Genomic DNA, 18,757 nt, shown 5'->3' on the forward strand with positions numbered 1-18,757 from the left:
TAAAAATATGATATAATGAAGTGTTAGAAAAACAGGTTTCATTAGCCTGGAAAGGAAATATTATGTCTGAAAAGAATTTTTATATTACAACACCGATTTACTATCCATCTGGTAAACTTCATATCGGTTCTGCCTACACAACTATCGCCTGTGATGTCTTAGCTCGTTACAAACGCCTCATGGGCTATGATGTCTTTTATTTGACAGGCCTTGACGAGCATGGTCAAAAAATCCAGCAAAAAGCGGAAGAAGCTGGCATTACACCTCAAGCTTATGTTGATGGGATGGCAGTTGGAGTCAAAGAACTTTGGAAATTACTAGATATCTCATACGATAAATTTATCCGTACAACTGATGGCTACCATGAAAAAGTAGTGGCTCAGGTCTTTGAACGCTTGCTTGCTCAAGATGATATCTACTTGGGTGAATACTCTGGCTGGTATTCAGTATCAGATGAAGAATTCTTTACAGAAAGCCAACTGGCGGAAGTTTTCCGTGACGAAGCTGGAAATGTGACAGGCGGTATCGCTCCATCAGGTCACGAGGTAGAATGGGTTTCAGAAGAGTCTTATTTTCTTCGCCTCAGCAAATACCAAGACCGTTTGGTTGAATTTTTCAAATCGCACCCTGATTTCATCACTCCAGATGGTCGTCTTAATGAAATGTTGCGTAACTTTATTGAGCCAGGTTTGGAAGACTTAGCGGTTTCTCGTACAACCTTTACCTGGGGTGTTCCAGTCCCATCAAATCCAAAACACGTTGTCTATGTTTGGATCGATGCCCTTCTCAACTATGCGACTGCTCTTGGTTATGGTCAAGACGATCATACTAACTTTGACAAGTTCTGGAACGGAACAGTCTTCCACATGGTCGGAAAAGATATTCTCCGTTTCCACTCAATCTACTGGCCAATCTTGCTCATGATGCTCGATATCAAGTTGCCAGAACGTTTGATTGCCCATGGTTGGTTTGTCATGAAAGACGGCAAGATGTCTAAGTCTAAAGGGAATGTCGTTTACCCTGAAATGCTAGTAGAACGTTATGGACTGGATCCACTTCGTTACTACCTCATGCGTAGCCTCCCAGTCGGTTCAGATGGAACCTTTACTCCTGAGGACTATGTAGGCCGTATCAACTATGAATTGGCAAATGACCTAGGAAACCTCCTCAACCGTACGGTTTCCATGATTAATAAGTATTTTGATGGAAAAGTTCCAGCCTATGTAGAAGGTGTGACTGAATTTGACAATGCTCTTGCTCAAGTAGCAGAGCAATCTATCTCTGACTACCATACACACATGGAAGCAGTTGACTACCCACGTGCACTTGAAGCAGTCTGGACTCTTATTTCACGTACTAACAAATACATTGATGAGACTGCTCCATGGGTCTTGGCTAAGGATGAAGCTCTTCGTGACCAATTAGCAAGTGTGATGAGCCACTTGGCAGCTAGCCTTCGTATTGTAGCTCACTTGATTGAGCCATTTATGATGGAAACCAGTCGTGCAGTCTTGACTCAACTTGGTCTAGCAGAAGTTTCTAGCCTTGAGAACTTGAGCTTGGCTGATTTCCCTGCAGGTGTGACAGTAGTTGCCAAAGGAACACCAATCTTCCCACGTCTGGACATGGAAGAAGAGATTGCCTATATCAAGGAACAAATGGAAGGCAACAAACCAGCAGTCGAAAAAGAATGGAATCCGGATGAAGTTGAACTCAAACTCAACAAGGATGAAATCAAGTTTGAATACTTTGATAAGGTTGAAATCCGTGTCGCAGAAGTCAAAGAAGTTTCCAAAGTAGAAGGTTCTGATAAGTTGCTTCAATTCCGATTAGATGCTGGTGATGGCGAAGACCGTCAAATCCTCTCAGGAATAGCTAAATACTATCCAAACGAACAAGAATTGGTCGGCAAGAAAGTTCAAATCGTTGCCAATCTCAAACCTCGTAAGATGATGAAAAAATATGTCAGCCAAGGGATGATTCTCTCAGCTGAACATGATGGCAAACTAACCCTTCTCACAGTTGATCCAGCTGTACCAAACGGAAGTATGATTGGGTAATAGCAAAAAACCAACGTTAGGTACGTTGGTTTTTCTTGTTATATGCGAGATTATCTAAGAAGTGGTCTATCTCCTTTTGAGACCGGAGGAGAATTACTTTCTCTGGATAGGTTTCTTGAATCCCCTTGTAGCGTTCCTTAGCGGATTTGCTCCGCCCATCCCAGAGAATCCATCGGATAAAGTCCCAGTCAAAGCGTTCGGGGCAACCTGCAGCCATACTTTCTCTGACCTTGCCTCGGTATGTGAGATACCGTTTAAAGGCTCGAAAGAGACAAGTCCATGGTGAAAAATTGAGAAAGATGATTTGGTCAGCTTGCTCCATCCTTTCCTCATAGCAGCACCAAGAGTAGTTGCCGTCGATGACCCAGTCTGAGTGATTAGTGAGGAAGTTTTTCATCTCGGCTTTCATCCAATCACGATCACTGTCTTGCCAGCCTGGTTGAAATTGGAGGGTGTCCATATGCAGTTTGGGTATGGAGTAGTAGTTAGATAAGTTCTCAGCTAGAGTTGACTTACCAGCTCCAGAATAGCCGATGATTGCGATTTTCATTTTCTATCTTTTCGTAATGGAGGACAAAAAAACAGCCTCTACGGACTGTTTCTTATTTAGCAAGTTTAGCTGAAAGACGAGCTTTATCGCGGCTTGCTTTGTTTTTATGAATCAAACCTTTAGTTTCTGCTTTGTCGATAGCTGAGCTAGCAGCACGGAAAAGTTCTTCAGAAGGGTTTGCTTCGAAAGCTTTGATAGCAGTACGCATAGCTGATTTTTGAGCTGAGTTTTTTTCGTTTTGTTTAACGTTCAATTCAGCGCGTTTGATAGCTGATTTAATGTTTGCCAATGTTCTTACCTCCATATTTACTAACTATACCATTATATCTGAAAACTTAGGTTTTGACAAGGGGAAATTATTTTTTTAGGTAAATTTCATCGATTTCATGGTTTTTAGTCTTGTGGAGAATGACCTCAGCGCGATTCCTTGTCGGTTCGATATAGTTTTGTAGATTTGTGAGATTAATACTGGTCCAAACCTGATGTGCAAAGGCTTCAACTTCTCCAATCGGCATTTGCGTAAAGCGGTGGTAGTAGCTGTTGGGATCATTTTGGGCAAAGCTGAGGAGTTTTAAGAAACGATCCAGATACCAACTTTCAATGTCCTCGACAGCAGCATCCACATAGATGGAAAAATCAAAGAAATCAGTGATGTAAAGGCGCTCATTTTGAGGGTTTTGAAAGACATTGATGCCTTCAACAATAACAAAGTCCGCAGCTTTGACACGTTGTTTCTCTTCAGGAACGATGTCATACACTTCATGAGAATAGACAGGAATATCGACATCTTGCCCGTTCTTTAGGCGATCAAGAAAATTCAGCAAGGTTTCCATATCATAACTTTCAGGAAAACCTTTGCGATTTAATATATCTTGATCCATCAAGGTTTGATTGGGATAGAGAAAGCCATCCGTTGTCACTAACTCTACAGTAGCATCAGTAACTGTACGAGAGAGAAGGATTTGCAGAAGTCGGCTAGTTGTTGATTTCCCGACAGCAACACTACCAGAAACCCCAATGATAAAAGGCTGTGATTTGCTTTCACGTTGGAGGAAAATTCCTTTTGAAAATGCCAAATCATCCTTGGTGCGCTTGTAAATATGGATAAGATGGACAAGGGGAAGATAGACATCCGTTACGTCCTGCAGACTAATCTGGTCATTGAAACTCTTGATGGATTCTAACTCTTCCTCTGTCAAGGGAGGGGTTGTTTTGCGATGCAATGATTGCCAAGTATGGCGGCTGATTTTCTCAAAATGTAAAAATTCGTTGGTCATTTGTTTTCCCCTAGATATTTTGTCTATCATACCATAAAAAGCTAAAAAAATAAAGCGGTTTCTTGATGGTAGTAAGTCAATATCGTATAATAGAGGTAGATGGAGGTTGAATAATTTAATGATGAGATAGGGAATGGTTTCTGAAGAGTTATCAGTTATTAAAAGTGGGTTTTTTAGTTCGCAACTTATAGGAGGTATACAATGAAAATCTTGAGATGTTACATATTGGAACTCTGTTTTATTTTAAGTTTTACACTACCTTTTATAAGGGGAGCGAATGCGGATAATGGTAGACGCTTTGTAGAAACCTATTACGGTTTTACCTTCTTAATGGATCATCTCCTTGTAACAGTTATCTTTATCTGTTCACTCTTGATTGCTTGGTTAGTAAAAAAGCAGTGGACGAAATGGCTTGCTGCTGGTAGTTATCTATTTTTGATTTTGTGGATTGCTACAGAAGGATATCTATTCCGTATGTCACTAGAAGATTTGATACGTCTTTGGACAAGTTTGGAAATCTTGACACAAACTTATCAGTTGGGCTTTTATCTAAACATCATATTGGGAATCCTGTTGATAATAAAGTATTTTAAGGTTAAGCAATAGTGATAAAAATGCGTCTAATTACAAACGATCTGTTTTTTTCCTGACTATGATAATTTGTAGTTCCCGATAGATTGTAATGTATTTCTAATAATTGAAAGAGATTGAAGAAAAGGTTTTTTGACTAGGATTCTTCAGTCTTTTTCATTTTATCATCACTTTGTAAACGACTTACAATTCAAGCAAAATTATGGTAAAATAGTTTTATGAGTAAAATGTATTATGCAGAAAATCCTGACGCTGCTCACGACATACATGAGTTGAGAGTGGAGTTGTTGGGAGAAAAAATGACCTTTTTGACGGATGCGGGTGTTTTTAGCAAGAAAATGGTTGACTTTGGGAGTCAGCTTTTATTGAAGTGTCTGGAGGTTAACAAAGGAGAAACGGTCCTTGATGTGGGTTGTGGATATGGGCCTTTGGGCTTGTCCTTGACCAAGGCTTATGGAGTTCAGGCAACCATGGTTGATATCAATAATCGTGCTCTAGACTTGGCTCGACAAAATGCTGAACGAAATAAAGTAGAAGCAACGATTTTCCAATCCAATATCTATGAACAAGTTGAAGGGAAATTTGACCATGTTATTTCTAATCCGCCTATTCGAGCGGGTAAACAAGTTGTTCATGAGATTATCGAAAAGAGCAGAGATTTCTTGAAAGATGGAGGTGATTTAACCATTGTCATTCAGAAAAAGCAAGGTGCTCCGAGTGCTAAAAGTAAGATGGAAGACGTTTTTGGAAATTGTGAAATCGTAAAGAAAGATAAGGGATACTATATCCTTAGAAGTGTGAAAGAATGAGAGCAGTTGATTTAATTCAAAAGAAACGAGATGGTCAAGAACTTACTTCAAATGAAATCAAGTGGCTAGTAGAAGGCTATGTGGCAGGAACTGTTCCAGACTATCAGATGTCTGCCTTTGCTATGGCGGTTTATTTCAAAGGAATGACGACACGAGAGATTTCTGACCTGACGATGAATATGGTTAAGACAGGTCAGGAGTTTGACTTGTCAGCTATTGATGGGGTTAAAGTTGACAAACATTCTACTGGTGGTGTAGGTGATAAGGTGACCTTGATTTTAGCTCCCCTTGTTGCTAGCTTTGGTGTGCCCGTGGCAAAAATGAGTGGTCGTGGACTAGGACACACTGGCGGAACTTTAGATAAGTTAGAAGCGATCAAGGGCTATCAAGTCGAGCGCAGTCAAGAAGATTTCATTCGTCAGGTACAGGACATTGGTGTATCTGTTATTGGGCAGTCAGATCAGCTTGTTAAAGCAGATAAACTTCTCTATGCCCTCCGTGATGTGACAGCGACTGTCGACACGATTCCTTTGATTGCAAGCTCTGTCATGAGCAAGAAAATCGCTGCTGGGGCAGATGCCATTTTGCTAGATGTGACAGTTGGTGAGGGTGCCTTTATGAAGACTGTTGAGGAGGCGCGCGAATTGGCTCAAACCATGGTTGATTTGGGGAAGGCAGTTGGTCGAAAAACAGTTGCAGTCATTACAGATATGAGCCAACCCTTGGGACGAGCCATTGGCAATCGTCTCGAAATCCTAGAAGCAATTGAAATTCTTCAAGGAAAGGGTCGAGAAGATATTAGTCACTTTATTTGTGAACTAGCTCAGATTATGCTTGGTTTGGCAAATGTTGAGAAGACAGTTGAAGAAGTACGTCAACATCTTGAAAACGGCCAAGCGCTGGCTAAGTTTGAAGAAATGGTGGCGGCTCAAGGCGGTGATTTAGAAGATCTTTATCGCCCAGTCAAGGTGGCGCATGTAGTAGATATCCTGGCTCAAGAGTCAGGTGTCATTTCAGCCCTTCCAGCGATGGAATTTGGTCTCTATGCCATGAGATTGGGAGCTGGTCGTGCAGTCAAGACTGATGACTTGGACTATGAAACTGGAATCGTTTTTGAGAAGAAGATCGGTGACTCCGTTCAAAAGGGAGAAATTGTCGCAAAAGTTTATACAAATGGAAAAATTTCCCCTCAACTAGTTACAGAATTCCAAAAATATGTTAAAATAAATGATAGTGTGAAACGTTTGCAGGAAATAATTGAAATCATCTCATGAAAAAGAGAGGAATCCGAATATGAAATTAAACAAATACATTGATCATACGCTTTTAAAACAAGATGCAAGTCAAGAACAAATTGATCGTTTGCTATCTGAAGCGCGTGAGTATGACTTTGCCAGCGTTTGTGTTAATCCCACATGGGTTAAACATGCGAAAACAGGACTTGAAGGCTCAGATGTAAAGGTTTGTACAGTAGTTGGTTTCCCCTTGGGAGCGACAACTTCAGCTGTAAAAGCTTTTGAAACCAAGGAAGCCATCCAAAATGGTGCAGATGAGATTGATATGGTTATCAATGTCGGTGCCCTCAAATCAGGAAATCTTGATTTGGTTGAATCGGACATCCGTGCTGTCGTAGAAGCAAGTGGTGACAAGTTGGTTAAGGTCATTATTGAAGCTTGCTTGTTGACAGACGATGAAAAGGTTGTGGCTTGCCAATTATCTCAGAAAGCAGGTGCTGACTTTGTCAAAACATCAACTGGATTTTCAACTGGTGGTGCCACTATAGAGGATGTTAAGTTGATGCGTAAAACAGTCGGGCCAGATATGGGAGTTAAGGCAGCTGGTGGTGCTCGTTCTTATGCGGATGCTGTTGCCTTTGTGGAAGCGGGCGCTACCCGTATCGGAACATCAGCTGGCGTTGCAATTTTAAAAGGAGAATTAGCAGATGGCGACTACTGAGTTGATTGACTTAGCAATTGAAACCAGCAAGCAAGCCTATGTACCCTATTCTCACTTTCCTGTTAGCGCTGTTCTAGTGGCGAAAGATGGTAACGTTTATACAGGTGTTAATATTGAGAATGCTAGCTATTCTTTGACGAACTGTGGAGAGCGTACAGCGATTTTCAAAGCAGTTTCCGAAGGCCAAAGAGAGTTTTCAGAGTTGATTGTCTATGGACAGACTGAAAAACCCATATCACCATGTGGTGCTTGTCGCCAAGTGATGGCTGAATTTTTTGAAAAAGATCTAAAAGTGACACTTGTCGCAAAAGATAAATCGACGGTCGAGATGACGGTCGGGGAGTTACTTCCATACTCTTTTACAGACTTAAACTAGTCTGAGTCACTCTTTGAGTGACGCGGTCCTTGTGGCCAACCAATCCATACTTGCAACATCGTTGCACATCTTATTTAGGAGGTTCAGTAATGAACAAGAAACAATGGCTAGGCCTTGGTCTAGTTGCAGTGGCAGCAGTTGGACTTGCTGCATGTGGTAACCGCTCTTCTCGTAACGTAGCTTCATCTTCATCTGAAATGAAGACGAAAGCAGCAATTGTAACAGATACTGGTGGTGTTGATGATAAATCATTTAACCAATCAGCTTGGGAAGGTTTGCAAGACTGGGGTAAAGAACACAATCTTTCTAAAGATAAAGGCTTTACTTATTTCCAATCAACAAGTGAAGCAGACTATGCGAACAACTTGCAACAAGCGGCTGGAAGTTACAACCTGATCTTCGGTGTTGGTTTTGCACTTCACAATGCAGTTGAAGAGGCAGCAAAAGACCACTCTGACTTAAACTATGTCTTGATTGATGATGTGATCAAAGATCAAAAGAATGTTGCGAGCGTAACATTTGCTGATAACGAAGCAGCTTACCTTGCAGGTGTTGCAGCAGCTAAAACAACTAAAACAAAACAAGTTGGTTTTGTAGGTGGTATCGAATCTGAAGTTATTTCACGTTTCGCTGCTGGATTTAAGGCTGGTGTTGAGTCAGTAGACCCATCTATCAAAGTACAAGTTGACTATGCTGGTTCATTTGGTGATGCTGCCAAAGGTAAAACAATTGCAGCTGCTCAATACGCTGCAGGTGCAGACGTTGTCTACCAAGCAGCTGGTGGTACAGGTGCTGGTGTCTTTGCTGAAGCAAAATCTTTGAACGAAAGTAAAAATGAAGACGAAAAAGTTTGGGTCATTGGTGTAGACCGTGACCAAGCAGCAGAAGGTAAATACACTTCTAAAGATGGTAAAGAATCAAACTTTGTTCTTGTATCTACATTGAAACAAGTTGGTACAACTGTAAAAGATATTGCCAACAAAACAGAAAAAGGTGAATTCCCTGGTGGACAAGTTATTGTCTACTCATTGAAGGATAAAGGGGTTGACTTGGCAGTAACAAACCTTTCAGAAGAAGGTAAAAAAGCTGTTGAAGACGCGAAAGCTAAAATCCTTGACGGAAGCGTAAAAGTTCCTGAAAAATAATGGATAAAAGTCATTTCTTAGGAAGCGACCATCGGTCGCTTCTTTAAGAATTGAGGCAATTTTTGTCTCAATAGAACTTGTTAACACGATTAGCAGGTTTTATTGAAACAAAATAAACCTCGGAAAGGAAAAGCATATGGCACACGAAAATGTCATTGAGATGCGGGATATTACCAAGGTGTTTGGTGAATTTGTAGCGAACGACAAGATCAACTTGCAACTGCGAAAAGGTGAAATCCATGCACTTTTAGGAGAAAATGGAGCGGGTAAATCCACTCTGATGAATATGCTGGCAGGACTTCTCGAGCCAACTAGTGGTGAAATTGCGGTGAATGGTCAGGTTGTCAAATTAGATTCACCTTCTAAAGCTGCTAGTCTTGGAATTGGGATGGTTCACCAACATTTTATGTTGGTTGAGGCTTTTACAGTAGCTGAAAATATCATTTTGGGGAGTGAAATCACTAAAAATGGTGTGCTAGATATAGCTGAAGCTACTAAAGAAATCAAGGCTCTTTCTGAACGTTATGGTTTGGCAGTGGATCCTGCTGCTAAGGTGGCAGATATTTCCGTTGGTGCTCAACAACGTGTAGAGATCTTGAAAACACTCTATCGTGGTGCTGATATCCTTATCTTTGACGAACCAACAGCCGTATTGACTCCTTCAGAGATTGATGAATTGATGGGGATTATGAAGAACCTTGTCAAAGAAGGAAAATCCATTATTTTGATTACCCATAAACTGGATGAAATTCGTGCGGTATCTAATCGAGTGACGGTTATCCGTCGTGGGAAATCAATCCAGACGGTGGAGATTGCAGGGGCAACCAATGCGGACTTGGCTGAGATGATGGTGGGACGTTCTGTCTCCTTCAAAACGGAGAAACAGGCACCACAACCAAAAGAAGTAGTCTTGTCTATCAAAGATTTGGTTGTTAATGAAAACCGAGGTGTACCAGCTGTGAAGAATCTTTCTTTGGATGTTCGTGCTGGTGAAATTGTCGGTATTGCAGGTATTGATGGCAATGGCCAATCTGAACTCATTCAAGCCATCACGGGTCTTCGTAAGGTTGAGTCTGGGAGTATTGAATTAAAAGGCAAATCAATCGTAGGGATGCATCCTCGACAAATTACGGAACTCAGTGTGGGGCATGTTCCTGAAGACCGCCACCGTGATGGTTTGATTTTGGATATGATGATTTCAGAAAATATCGCTCTTCAAACCTACTACAAAGAACCACTCAGCAAGAATGGTATCTTAAACTATGCGAATATCACTTCACATGCCAAAAAATTAATGGAAGAATTTGACGTCCGTGCGGCGAGCGAATTTGTCCCAGCAGCAGCTCTTTCAGGGGGAAATCAACAAAAAGCGATTATCGCTCGTGAGATTGATCGTGATCCTGATCTCCTTATCGTCAGCCAACCAACTCGTGGTTTGGATGTCGGTGCCATTGAATATATCCACAAACGCTTGATTGAAGAACGTGATAACGGAAAAGCTGTGCTTGTTGTCAGCTTTGAATTGGATGAGATTTTAAATGTTTCAGACCGAATTGCTGTTATTCATGATGGGAAGATTCAAGGTATTGTGTCGCCAGAAACGACTAACAAACAAGAACTTGGTATCTTGATGGCAGGTGGAAACTTGGGAAAGGAGAAGGATGATGTCTAAAAAGTTACAACAAATTTCGGTTCCCTTGATTTCCGTATTCTTAGGAATCTTGCTCGGAGCCATTATCATGTGGATCTTCGGCTACGATGCTATCTGGGGTTATGAGGAGTTGTTCTATACAGCTTTTGGTAGTCTCCGTGGGATTGGTGAAATTTTCCGTGCCATGGGTCCTCTTATCTTGATTGGTCTGGGGTTTGCAGTTGCTAGTCGTGCAGGTTTCTTTAACGTTGGGCTTCCTGGTCAGGCACTAGCGGGTTGGATTCTTAGTGGTTGGTTTGCTTTGTCGCATCCGGACATGCCACGCCCAATGTTGATTTTAGCGACCGTAGTAATTGCTTTGATTGCAGGTGGGATTGTAGGTGCTATTCCAGGTATTCTCAGAGCTTATTTAGGTACATCAGAGGTTATCGTAACCATTATGATGAACTATATTGTTTTGTACGTAGGGAATGCCTTTATTCATTCTTTCCCGAAAGACTTTATGCAAAGTACAGACTCAACGATTCGTGTGAGTGCCAATGCCACTTATCAAACACCATGGTTATCTGAGTTAACTGGCAATTCTCGTATGAATATCGGAATCTTTTTTGCCATCATTGCTGTTGGTGTGATTTGGTTCTTGCTCAAGAAAACGACTCTCGGTTTTGAAATTCGTGCAGTTGGTCTAAATTCCCATGCCTCAGAGTACGCTGGTATTTCAGCAAAACGTACAATCATCCTATCAATGATTATCTCTGGTGCCTTGGCTGGTCTTGGTGGAGCGGTCGAAGGTCTTGGAACTTTCCAAAACGTTTACGTTCAGGGCTCATCATTAGCTATCGGATTTAACGGAATGGCAGTTAGTTTGCTTGCTGGGAATTCACCAATTGGAATTCTCTTTGCAGCCTTCTTATTTGGAGTTTTGCAAGTTGGTGCGCCAGGTATGAACGCTGCGCAAGTTCCGTCTGAACTTGTCAGCATTGTAACAGCGTCCATTATCTTCTTTGTCAGTGTTCACTATATTATCGAACATTTTGTCAAACCAAAAAAACAAGTTAAAGGAGGTAAGTAAGGATGTCTATTACAACATTACTCACCCTCTTGGTCTCTTCTATGCTGATTTACTCAGCACCACTTATTTTTACGAGTATTGGAGGAGTCTTCTCTGAACGTGGTGGTGTCGTTAACGTCGGCCTTGAAGGAATTATGGTTATGGGAGCCTTTTCTGGGGTTGTCTTTAACCTTGAGTTTGCAGAACAACTTGGAGCAGCGACTCCTTGGATTTCCTTGTTAGTTGCCGGTATCGTGGGAGCTATTTTCTCCCTCATTCATGCAGTCGCTACAGTTCATTTCCGTGCGGACCATGTTGTCAGTGGTACAGTATTGAACTTGATGGCTCCTGCCCTAGCAGTTTTCTTGGTTAAGGTTCTTTATAACAAAGGACAAACGGATAACTTAAGCCAGACCTTTGGACGTTTTGATTTTCCAGTTTTGGCTAATATCCCAGTGATTGGAGATATCTTCTTCAAGTCAACAAGTTTGCTAGGTTATATCGCGATTACCTTCTCATTCTTTGCTTGGTTTATCCTCTTCAAGACACGCTTTGGTCTTCGCCTTCGCTCTGTCGGTGAACACCCTCAGGCAGCGGATACCTTGGGGATCAATGTCTACAAGATGCGATATCTTGGGGTTATCATATCAGGTTTCCTAGGGGGAATCGGTGGAGCGATTTATGCTCAATCCATTTCAGTTAACTTCTCAGTGACAACTATTGTCGGTCCTGGATTTATCGCTCTTGCTGCGATGATTTTTGGTAAATGGAACCCAATCGGTGCTATGCTTTCTAGTCTCTTCTTTGGACTTTCACAAAGTTTGGCAGTTATCGGTTCTCAATTGCCTTTCCTACAAGGAGTACCAGCGGTTTACCTTCAAATCGCCCCTTATGTCTTGACCATCCTTGTCTTAGCAGCTTTCTTTGGAAAAGCAGTTGCACCAAAGGCAGACGGTATCAACTACATCAAGTCAAAATAAGCATACAAAAAAACGTCAGTTTAAACTGGCGTTTTATTTGTTAGGATTTTGATGTGTCAAGTTTAGTCCCCAAGGAACGAGATTTTCAGTTTTATTTTTGATACGTGTGATATTATCCTTGTGACGAATGATAATCAAACTAGCAAGTGCTAGGATAATCAGAATGAAGAGAGGGTCATAGTTGTCTAGGATAAATCCAAATAGTGGAAATAGTAGAACTCCGATAACAGCTGCGATAGAAGCAGTAACGCTGGACAGGGAAATCATACTGCCTAGATAGAGGGTTCCAAAAAATACAATCGCTAGATAGAGACAGAAAACAGGGGCAAATCCGAAAACAACTCCAGCGCTAGTTGCGACAGCCTTGCCCCCTTTAAACCCTGCAAAGATAGGAAAGGTATGTCCAATCACGGCCAAAAGTCCAAAGACAAGAGGTGATACACCTTGTTGGTGGAATAGAATAGGAAGTAGAGTGGCTAAGGTCCCTTTAAAGAAGTCAATCACAAAGGTTGCCATACCCGCTTTCTTACCTAAAATTCGGAAAGTATTGGTTGTTCCGGTGTTTCCAGAACCATGTTCACGCAGATTTGTTTGAAAAAAGATTTGTCCAATCCAAAGACCTGACGGAATCGAACCTAGCAGATAAACTAAAATTAATAATACAAATGTCATCATAGAACTATTATACCATGAAATGCTTTCGAAAGTCAGAGAATATCCTGTGAAATTGTGACGGCTGAATGGGAAAAATTTTGCAAAATCCCTAGAAAACCTGTAAAATAGAAAAGATGAACGAATAGGAGGTTCCTTGTGTCAAAAAAGGAAATCAATATTAATAACTACAATGATGACGCCATTCAGGTGCTAGAAGGGTTGGATGCGGTCCGTAAACGTCCGGGGATGTATATTGGTTCGACCGACGGTGCAGGTCTCCATCACCTAGTCTGGGAAATTGTGGACAATGCAGTCGATGAGGCCTTGTCTGGCTTCGGTGATCGCATTGATGTGACTATCAATAAAGACGGAAGTTTAACAGTAGAAGACCATGGTCGTGGGATGCCGACTGGTATGCACGCCATGGGAATTCCAACTGTCGAGGTTATCTTTACCATTCTTCACGCCGGAGGGAAATTCGGTCAAGGAGGTTATAAGACGTCTGGAGGTCTCCACGGGGTGGGGTCTTCTGTTGTTAATGCCCTATCAAGTTGGCTAGAAGTAGAAATCACTCGTGATGGCGCAGTCTACAAGCAACGTTTTGAAAATGGCGGGAAACCCGTCACAACCTTGAAGAAAATTGGTACAGCACCCAAATCTAAGACAGGTACCAAGGTTACCTTCATGCCTGACGCGACGATTTTTTCTACGACTGACTTTAAGTACAATACTATTTCAGAACGACTCAATGAGTCAGCCTTTCTCTTAAAAAATGTGACCTTGTCTTTGACAGATAAGCGAACAGATGAAGCAATCGAATTCCATTATGAGAACGGGGTACAAGACTTTGTTTCTTACCTCAATGAAGACAAGGAAACCCTGACGCCGGTTCTGTACTTTGAAGGGGAAGATAATGGTTTCCAAGTGGAAGTTGCCCTCCAGTACAATGATGGATTTTCAGATAACATTCTATCCTTTGTCAATAACGTTCGTACCAAGGACGGTGGGACGCATGAGACGGGACTCAAGTCTGCCATTACAAAGGTCATGAATGACTACGCGCGTAAGACAGGTCTTCTCAAGGAAAAAGATAAAAACCTTGAAGGTTCAGACTATCGTGAGGGACTAGCAGCTGTTCTTTCTATCCTAGTTCCGGAAGAACACCTCCAATTTGAGGGACAGACCAAGGACAAACTTGGAAGCCCTCTGGCTCGTCCTGTTGTGGATGGCATAGTATCTGATAAGTTGACCTTCTTCCTAATGGAGAATGGAGAACTAGCTTCAAATCTCATCAGAAAGGCTATCAAGGCTCGTGATGCCCGTGAAGCGGCTCGTAAGGCGCGTGATGAGAGCCGAAATGGTAAGAAAAACAAGAAAGACAAGGGCTTGTTGTCTGGAAAATTGACTCCAGCTCAATCTAAAAATCCAGCAAAGAACGAGCTCTACCTAGTCGAAGGAGATTCTGCCGGTGGCTCTGCCAAGCAAGGTCGTGACCGTAAATTCCAAGCTATCCTACCCCTTCGAGGTAAGGTTATCAATACAGCCAAGGCTAAGATGGCGGATATTCTCAAAAATGAAGAAATCAATACCATGATTTATACCATCGGTGCGGGTGTGGGAGCAGACTTCTCTATTGAAGATGCCAACTATGACAAGATTATTATCATGACCGATGCGGATACCGATGGTGCCCATATTCAGACCTTGCTCTTGACATTTTTCTATCGTTACATGCGTCCCCTAGTTGAGGCAGGCCATGTCTATATCGCCCTTCCGCCTCTTTACAAGATGTCCAAAGGGAAAGGTAAGAAAGAAGAAGTAGCTTATGCTTGGACAGACGGAGAGCTAGAAGAACTCCGCAAGCAGTTCGGTAAAGGCGCTACCCTTCAACGCTACAAAGGTCTTGGTGAGATGAATGCGGACCAACTCTGGGAAACAACCATGAATCCAGAAACCCGTACTCTTATCCGTGTTACAATTGAAGATCTAGCACGCGCTGAACGCCGCGTAAACGTCCTCATGGGAGACAAGGTCGAACCACGCCGTAAGTGGATTGAGGATAATGTCAAGTTTACGCTGGAGGAGAGTGGGGAGATGGTGTTTTGAGAAGTCTATAATGAATGGGGACTGACCATGAGAACAGAAACAGAAATGCTCGATGTGATTTTACAGACTGCCCAAACTTTACAAGTCGAGGCTGTCGCCATGTCTGGTTCACGGACAAATCCAAAAGCTCCAAAAGATGAGTTTCAAGATTATGATGTTGTTTATGTCGTGGACGACTTAGATAATCTGACGAGTAATCTTACTTGGTTGGACCAGTTTGGAACACGTATCATTGAGCAGCATAATATCCTAGGCAACCGTCGACTTTATCTGATGCTTTTTGAAGATGACAATCGCATTGATTTGACTTTATGTCCTAAAGAGTATATCAAGGAGTGGGTAGAAAGCGAAGCGGATTTCACGGTGCTAGAGGACCCTAAGGGCTTATTTGTGCCTTATTCTCCAAATCCTCAGCGTTACTGGACAAGTCCAGCTAGTCAGATAGATTTCGAAAAAGCCTGCAATGAATTTTGGTGGGTTTCCGCCTATGTGGTTAAGGGTATTCGTCGCTGTCATCTCATCTACGCTACTGACCATCTCTATGGGATTTGTCACCAAGAACTCCTGAAGGTCTTAGCCTGGCAGGTAGCAAGTGATAAGGGGACTGTCGATATTGGCAAGAACTATAAATATCTCTTTAACTATTTACCTACTGAGAAAGAGAAGGAATTCTTAAATCTGCTTGATTTCTCCAGTTTAGAAAAAATCACTCAGTCTTTATTTGCAACAATGAAACATTTCCACCAAGAAGCTCAATACCTTGCTAACAAGATGGGCCTTGACTATGATAAGGAAGTGGCAGAGAGGATGATTGAGTATGCTGAGGAGAGACTTTCAAATCACTAACTAAAAAAATATATAATTTAAAAGATTAAACTACAGAAAGGATCGTTTGGTTATATATAGTAACTGAACACGGGACTAATTTCTGTAAAACATCCTTTATTTTATAAAAACCTACTCTACATTCTTTGAAAGGAGTTGAACATGCCCTAAATACTGTGTGAAAAAGATAAATTTCCTTTGTATTTTACGGGCTCTGTATCCTATATGAGTAACATTCAAAACATGTCCCTTGAGGACATCATGGGAGAGCGCTTTGGTCGCTACTCCAAGTACATCATTCAAGACCGGGCTTTGCCAGATATTCGTGATGGATTGAAGCCGGTTCAGCGTCGTATTCTTTATTCGATGAATAAGGATGGCAATACCTTTGACAAGAGCTACCGCAAGTCGGCCAAGTCAGTTGGAAACATCATGGGGAATTTCCACCCACACGGTGACAGTTCCATCTATGATGCTATGGTCCGTATGTCTCAGGACTGGAAAAATCGTGAGATTTTGGTCGAAATGCACGGTAACAACGGTTCTATGGACGGAGATCCGCCTGCGGCAATGCGTTATACCGAGGCACGTTTGTCTGAGATTGCTGGTTATCTTCTTCAGGATATTGAGAAAAAGACAGTTCCTTTTGCTTGGAACTTTGACGATACCGAGAAAGAACCGACAGTCCTGCCAGCAGCATTTCCAAACCTCTTGGTCAATGGTTCGACTGGTATTTCGGCTGGTTATGCTACTGACATTCCACCTCATAATTTGGCCGAGGTTATCGATGCGACAGTCTACATGATTGACCATCCAACTGCCAAGGTCGACAAACTCATGGAATTCTTGCCTGGACCAGATTTCCCGACAGGAGGGATTATTCAGGGTCGTGATGAAATCAAGAAAGCCTATGAAACTGGGAAAGGGCGCGTGGTCGTTCGTTCTAAAACTGAGATTGAAAAGTTAAAAGGTGGCAAGGAGCAAATCGTTATCACTGAGATTCCTTATGAAATCAATAAGGCCAATCTGGTCAAGAAAATCGATGATGTTCGTGTCAATAACAAGGTGGCTGGTATTGCTGAGGTTCGTGATGAGTCTGACCGTGACGGTCTTCGTATCGCTATTGAACTAAAGAAAGACGCGAATACCGAGCTTGTACTCAACTATCTCTTCAAATACACCGACCTACAAATTAATTACAACTTTAATATGGTGGCGATTGATAATTTCACACCCCGTCAGGTCGGGATTGTTCCAATCTTATCTAGCTACATCGCCCACCGTCGTGAAGTGATTCTAGCACGTTCCCACTTTGATAAGGAAAAGGCTGAGAAACGTCTCCATATCGTTGAAGGTTTGATTCGCGTGATTTCGATTTTGGACGAAGTCATTGCCCTTATCCGTGCTTCTGAGAACAAGGCTGACGCTAAGGAAAACCTCAAGGTCAGCTATGAGTTTACAGAAGAGCAGGCTGAGGCCATCGTTACCTTGCAACTGTATCGTTTGACCAACACCGACGTGGTTGTCTTGCAAGAAGAAGAAGCAGAACTTCGTGAAAAGATTGCCATGCTTGCGGCGATTATCGGTGATGAGCGGACCATGTACAATCTCATGAAGAAGGAGCTTCGTGAGGTTAAGAAGAAATTTGCGACTCCACGTTTGAGTGCATTAGAAGATACAGCAAAAGTCATCGAGATTGATACAGCTAGTTTGATTGCCGAGGAAGATACCTATGTCAGCGTGACCAAGGCTGGTTACATCAAGCGTACTAGCCCACGTTCCTTTGCAGCTTCCACTCTGGAAGAAATTGGCAAACGTGATGATGATCGTCTGATTTTTGTACAATCTGCCAAGACAACGCAACACCTCTTGATGTTCACAACTCTTGGAAATGTCATTTATCGACCAATCCATGAGTTAGCAGATATTCGTTGGAAGGATATCGGAGAGCATCTGAGCCAGACCATTACAAACTTTGAAACTAACGAAGAAATTCTCTATGTCGAAGTCGTGGATCAGTTTGATGATGCGACAACCTACTTTGCTGCAACTCGTCTTGGTCAAATCAAACGCGTAGAACGCAAAGAATTCTCTCCATGGCGGACCTACAAGTCTAAGTCTGTCAAGTATGCTAAGCTCAAAGACGAGACAGACCAGATTGTAGCAGTAGCTCCAATTAAACTAGATGATGTTCTCTTGATTAGCCAAAACGGTTACGCCCTTCGTTTCAATATCGAAGAGGTTCCGATTGTCGGAGCAAAGGCTGCAGGTGTCAAGGCTATGAACCTGAAAGCAGATGATTTGCTTCAGGCCGCCTTTATCTGTAACACCTCATCCTTCTACCTCTTGACCCAACGCGGTAGCTTAAAACGTGTTTCCATTGAGGAAATTCCAGCGACCAGCCGTGCCAAACGAGGTCTGCAAGTCTTGCGTGAGTTGAAAAACAAACCGCACCGTGTCTTTTTAGCAGGAGCAGTTGCAGATCAAGGACTTGTAGGTGATCTCTTCAGTACAGAAGTGGAAGAGAACGACCAAACACTGCTAGTCCAATCTAACAAGGGAACAATCTATGAGAGTCGATTGCAAGACCTCAACTTGTCAGAACGAACTAGCAATGGAAGCTTTATTTCAGACACCATTTCAGATGAGGAAGTTTTCGCTGCTTACCTCAAAGAAGTCTTTAAAGAGGACAAAACAAATTCATAAAAAGAATCAGTCCAGAGGGC

General features: G+C 42.2%; 17 protein-coding genes. 13 read left to right on the top strand and 4 right to left on the bottom strand.

Annotated features, from left to right (window positions below):
- Window positions 1-62 precede the first annotated feature (62 nt).
- The gene (gene metG, locus M9H69_RS04515; protein WP_250316039.1) at window positions 63-2,060 is read left to right on the top strand and encodes a methionine--tRNA ligase; all 1,998 of its coding nucleotides are present in this window, start codon (window positions 63-65) and stop codon (window positions 2,058-2,060) included.
- A 16-nt stretch (window positions 2,061-2,076) separates the two neighbouring features.
- Here metG and M9H69_RS04520 read toward each other — a convergent pair whose 3' ends face one another.
- From M9H69_RS04520 to coaA, 3 genes are all read right to left on the bottom strand, one after another.
- Window positions 2,077-2,610 (bottom strand): DNA topology modulation protein, encoded by a 534-nt coding sequence (locus M9H69_RS04520; protein ID WP_250316040.1) that lies wholly within the window; start codon window positions 2,608-2,610, stop codon window positions 2,077-2,079.
- A gap of 52 nt (window positions 2,611-2,662) precedes the next feature.
- A complete protein-coding gene (rpsT, locus tag M9H69_RS04525; RefSeq protein WP_001274000.1) occupies window positions 2,663-2,899 on the bottom strand; it encodes a 30S ribosomal protein S20 in 237 nt (78 codons plus the stop codon).
- Window positions 2,900-2,966: 67 nt separating this feature from the next.
- Window positions 2,967-3,887, bottom strand: coding sequence for a type I pantothenate kinase (gene coaA / locus M9H69_RS04530; RefSeq protein ID WP_250316041.1), 921 nt, complete (start codon window positions 3,885-3,887; stop codon window positions 2,967-2,969).
- Between the two features lie 201 nt (window positions 3,888-4,088).
- Here coaA and M9H69_RS04535 point away from each other — a divergent pair, with 201 nt between their 5' ends.
- The 9 genes from M9H69_RS04535 (at window position 4,089) to M9H69_RS04575 (ending at window position 12,446) form a co-directional block, all read left to right on the top strand.
- Window positions 4,089-4,493 carry a hypothetical protein gene (locus M9H69_RS04535; RefSeq protein WP_049504491.1) on the top strand — a complete coding sequence of 135 codons (405 nt, stop codon included), beginning with the start codon at window positions 4,089-4,091 and terminating at the stop codon, window positions 4,491-4,493.
- Between the two features lie 203 nt (window positions 4,494-4,696).
- Window positions 4,697-5,287 carry a class I SAM-dependent methyltransferase gene (locus M9H69_RS04540; RefSeq protein ID WP_080585606.1) on the top strand — a complete coding sequence of 197 codons (591 nt, stop codon included), beginning with the start codon at window positions 4,697-4,699 and terminating at the stop codon, window positions 5,285-5,287.
- A complete protein-coding gene (locus M9H69_RS04545; RefSeq protein WP_247917269.1) occupies window positions 5,284-6,561 on the top strand; it encodes a pyrimidine-nucleoside phosphorylase in 1,278 nt (425 codons plus the stop codon). The genes M9H69_RS04540 and M9H69_RS04545 overlap by 4 nt, the downstream gene beginning before the upstream one ends.
- A 19-nt stretch (window positions 6,562-6,580) precedes the next feature.
- Window positions 6,581-7,243: a deoxyribose-phosphate aldolase gene (gene deoC / locus M9H69_RS04550; RefSeq protein ID WP_000773698.1), complete on the top strand. Its 663-nt coding sequence runs from the start codon at window positions 6,581-6,583 to the stop codon at window positions 7,241-7,243.
- On the top strand, window positions 7,230-7,619 hold the full coding sequence (locus M9H69_RS04555; RefSeq protein WP_000246081.1) for a cytidine deaminase: 390 nt from the start codon (window positions 7,230-7,232) through the stop codon (window positions 7,617-7,619). The genes deoC and M9H69_RS04555 overlap by 14 nt, the downstream gene beginning before the upstream one ends.
- An 89-nt stretch (window positions 7,620-7,708) precedes the next feature.
- Complete coding sequence (locus M9H69_RS04560) at window positions 7,709-8,764, top strand: BMP family lipoprotein (protein ID WP_250316042.1); 1,056 nt, start codon at window positions 7,709-7,711, stop codon at window positions 8,762-8,764.
- Window positions 8,765-8,900: 136 nt separating this feature from the next.
- The gene (locus M9H69_RS04565; protein ID WP_250316043.1) at window positions 8,901-10,436 is read left to right on the top strand and encodes an ABC transporter ATP-binding protein; all 1,536 of its coding nucleotides are present in this window, start codon (window positions 8,901-8,903) and stop codon (window positions 10,434-10,436) included.
- Window positions 10,429-11,487: an ABC transporter permease gene (locus tag M9H69_RS04570; protein WP_250316044.1), complete on the top strand. Its 1,059-nt coding sequence runs from the start codon at window positions 10,429-10,431 to the stop codon at window positions 11,485-11,487. The genes M9H69_RS04565 and M9H69_RS04570 overlap by 8 nt, the downstream gene beginning before the upstream one ends.
- A gap of 2 nt (window positions 11,488-11,489) precedes the next feature.
- A complete protein-coding gene (locus M9H69_RS04575) occupies window positions 11,490-12,446 on the top strand; it encodes an ABC transporter permease (RefSeq protein ID WP_084874955.1) in 957 nt (318 codons plus the stop codon).
- Between the two features lie 33 nt (window positions 12,447-12,479).
- Here the strand turns inward: M9H69_RS04575 and plsY are convergent, their stop codons facing one another.
- The gene (plsY, locus tag M9H69_RS04580; protein ID WP_250316045.1) at window positions 12,480-13,121 is read right to left on the bottom strand and encodes a glycerol-3-phosphate 1-O-acyltransferase PlsY; all 642 of its coding nucleotides are present in this window, start codon (window positions 13,119-13,121) and stop codon (window positions 12,480-12,482) included.
- A gap of 135 nt (window positions 13,122-13,256) precedes the next feature.
- On the opposite strand from plsY, the gene parE reads away from it, so the two are divergent.
- The 3 genes from parE (at window position 13,257) to parC (ending at window position 18,737) form a co-directional block, all read left to right on the top strand.
- Window positions 13,257-15,206, top strand: a complete 1,950-nt coding sequence (gene parE / locus M9H69_RS04585) for a DNA topoisomerase IV subunit B (protein WP_250316046.1) — start codon at window positions 13,257-13,259, stop codon at window positions 15,204-15,206.
- A gap of 27 nt (window positions 15,207-15,233) precedes the next feature.
- Complete coding sequence (locus tag M9H69_RS04590) at window positions 15,234-16,052, top strand: aminoglycoside 6-adenylyltransferase (RefSeq protein ID WP_250316047.1); 819 nt, start codon at window positions 15,234-15,236, stop codon at window positions 16,050-16,052.
- Window positions 16,053-16,256: 204 nt separating this feature from the next.
- Window positions 16,257-18,737, top strand: coding sequence for a DNA topoisomerase IV subunit A (gene parC / locus M9H69_RS04595; protein ID WP_250316048.1), 2,481 nt, complete (start codon window positions 16,257-16,259; stop codon window positions 18,735-18,737).
- Window positions 18,738-18,757: the final 20 nt, after the last annotated feature.

The sequence above is a fragment of the Streptococcus oralis genome, assembly GCF_023611505.1.
Classification (GTDB): Bacteria; Bacillota; Bacilli; order Lactobacillales; family Streptococcaceae; genus Streptococcus; species Streptococcus oralis_CT.

What these genes read in the sequence shown, in the direction of transcription:
- M9H69_RS04555 (WP_000246081.1), top strand. Translation starts at nt 7,230, where the DNA reads ATGGCGACTACTGAGTTGATTGACTTAGCAATTGAAACCAGCAAGCAA.
- coaA (WP_250316041.1), bottom strand. Translation starts at nt 3,887, where the DNA reads ATGACCAACGAATTTTTACATTTTGAGAAAATCAGCCGCCATACTTGG.
- M9H69_RS04540 (WP_080585606.1), top strand. Translation starts at nt 4,697, where the DNA reads ATGAGTAAAATGTATTATGCAGAAAATCCTGACGCTGCTCACGACATA.
- M9H69_RS04590 (WP_250316047.1), top strand. Translation starts at nt 15,234, where the DNA reads ATGAGAACAGAAACAGAAATGCTCGATGTGATTTTACAGACTGCCCAA.
- deoC (WP_000773698.1), top strand. Translation starts at nt 6,581, where the DNA reads ATGAAATTAAACAAATACATTGATCATACGCTTTTAAAACAAGATGCA.
- M9H69_RS04565 (WP_250316043.1), top strand. Translation starts at nt 8,901, where the DNA reads ATGGCACACGAAAATGTCATTGAGATGCGGGATATTACCAAGGTGTTT.
- M9H69_RS04545 (WP_247917269.1), top strand. Translation starts at nt 5,284, where the DNA reads ATGAGAGCAGTTGATTTAATTCAAAAGAAACGAGATGGTCAAGAACTT.
- plsY (WP_250316045.1), bottom strand. Translation starts at nt 13,121, where the DNA reads ATGATGACATTTGTATTATTAATTTTAGTTTATCTGCTAGGTTCGATT.
- M9H69_RS04520 (WP_250316040.1), bottom strand. Translation starts at nt 2,610, where the DNA reads ATGAAAATCGCAATCATCGGCTATTCTGGAGCTGGTAAGTCAACTCTA.
- M9H69_RS04535 (WP_049504491.1), top strand. Translation starts at nt 4,089, where the DNA reads ATGAAAATCTTGAGATGTTACATATTGGAACTCTGTTTTATTTTAAGT.
- parC (WP_250316048.1), top strand. Translation starts at nt 16,257, where the DNA reads ATGAGTAACATTCAAAACATGTCCCTTGAGGACATCATGGGAGAGCGC.
- M9H69_RS04570 (WP_250316044.1), top strand. Translation starts at nt 10,429, where the DNA reads ATGTCTAAAAAGTTACAACAAATTTCGGTTCCCTTGATTTCCGTATTC.
- metG (WP_250316039.1), top strand. Translation starts at nt 63, where the DNA reads ATGTCTGAAAAGAATTTTTATATTACAACACCGATTTACTATCCATCT.
- M9H69_RS04560 (WP_250316042.1), top strand. Translation starts at nt 7,709, where the DNA reads ATGAACAAGAAACAATGGCTAGGCCTTGGTCTAGTTGCAGTGGCAGCA.
- M9H69_RS04575 (WP_084874955.1), top strand. Translation starts at nt 11,490, where the DNA reads ATGTCTATTACAACATTACTCACCCTCTTGGTCTCTTCTATGCTGATT.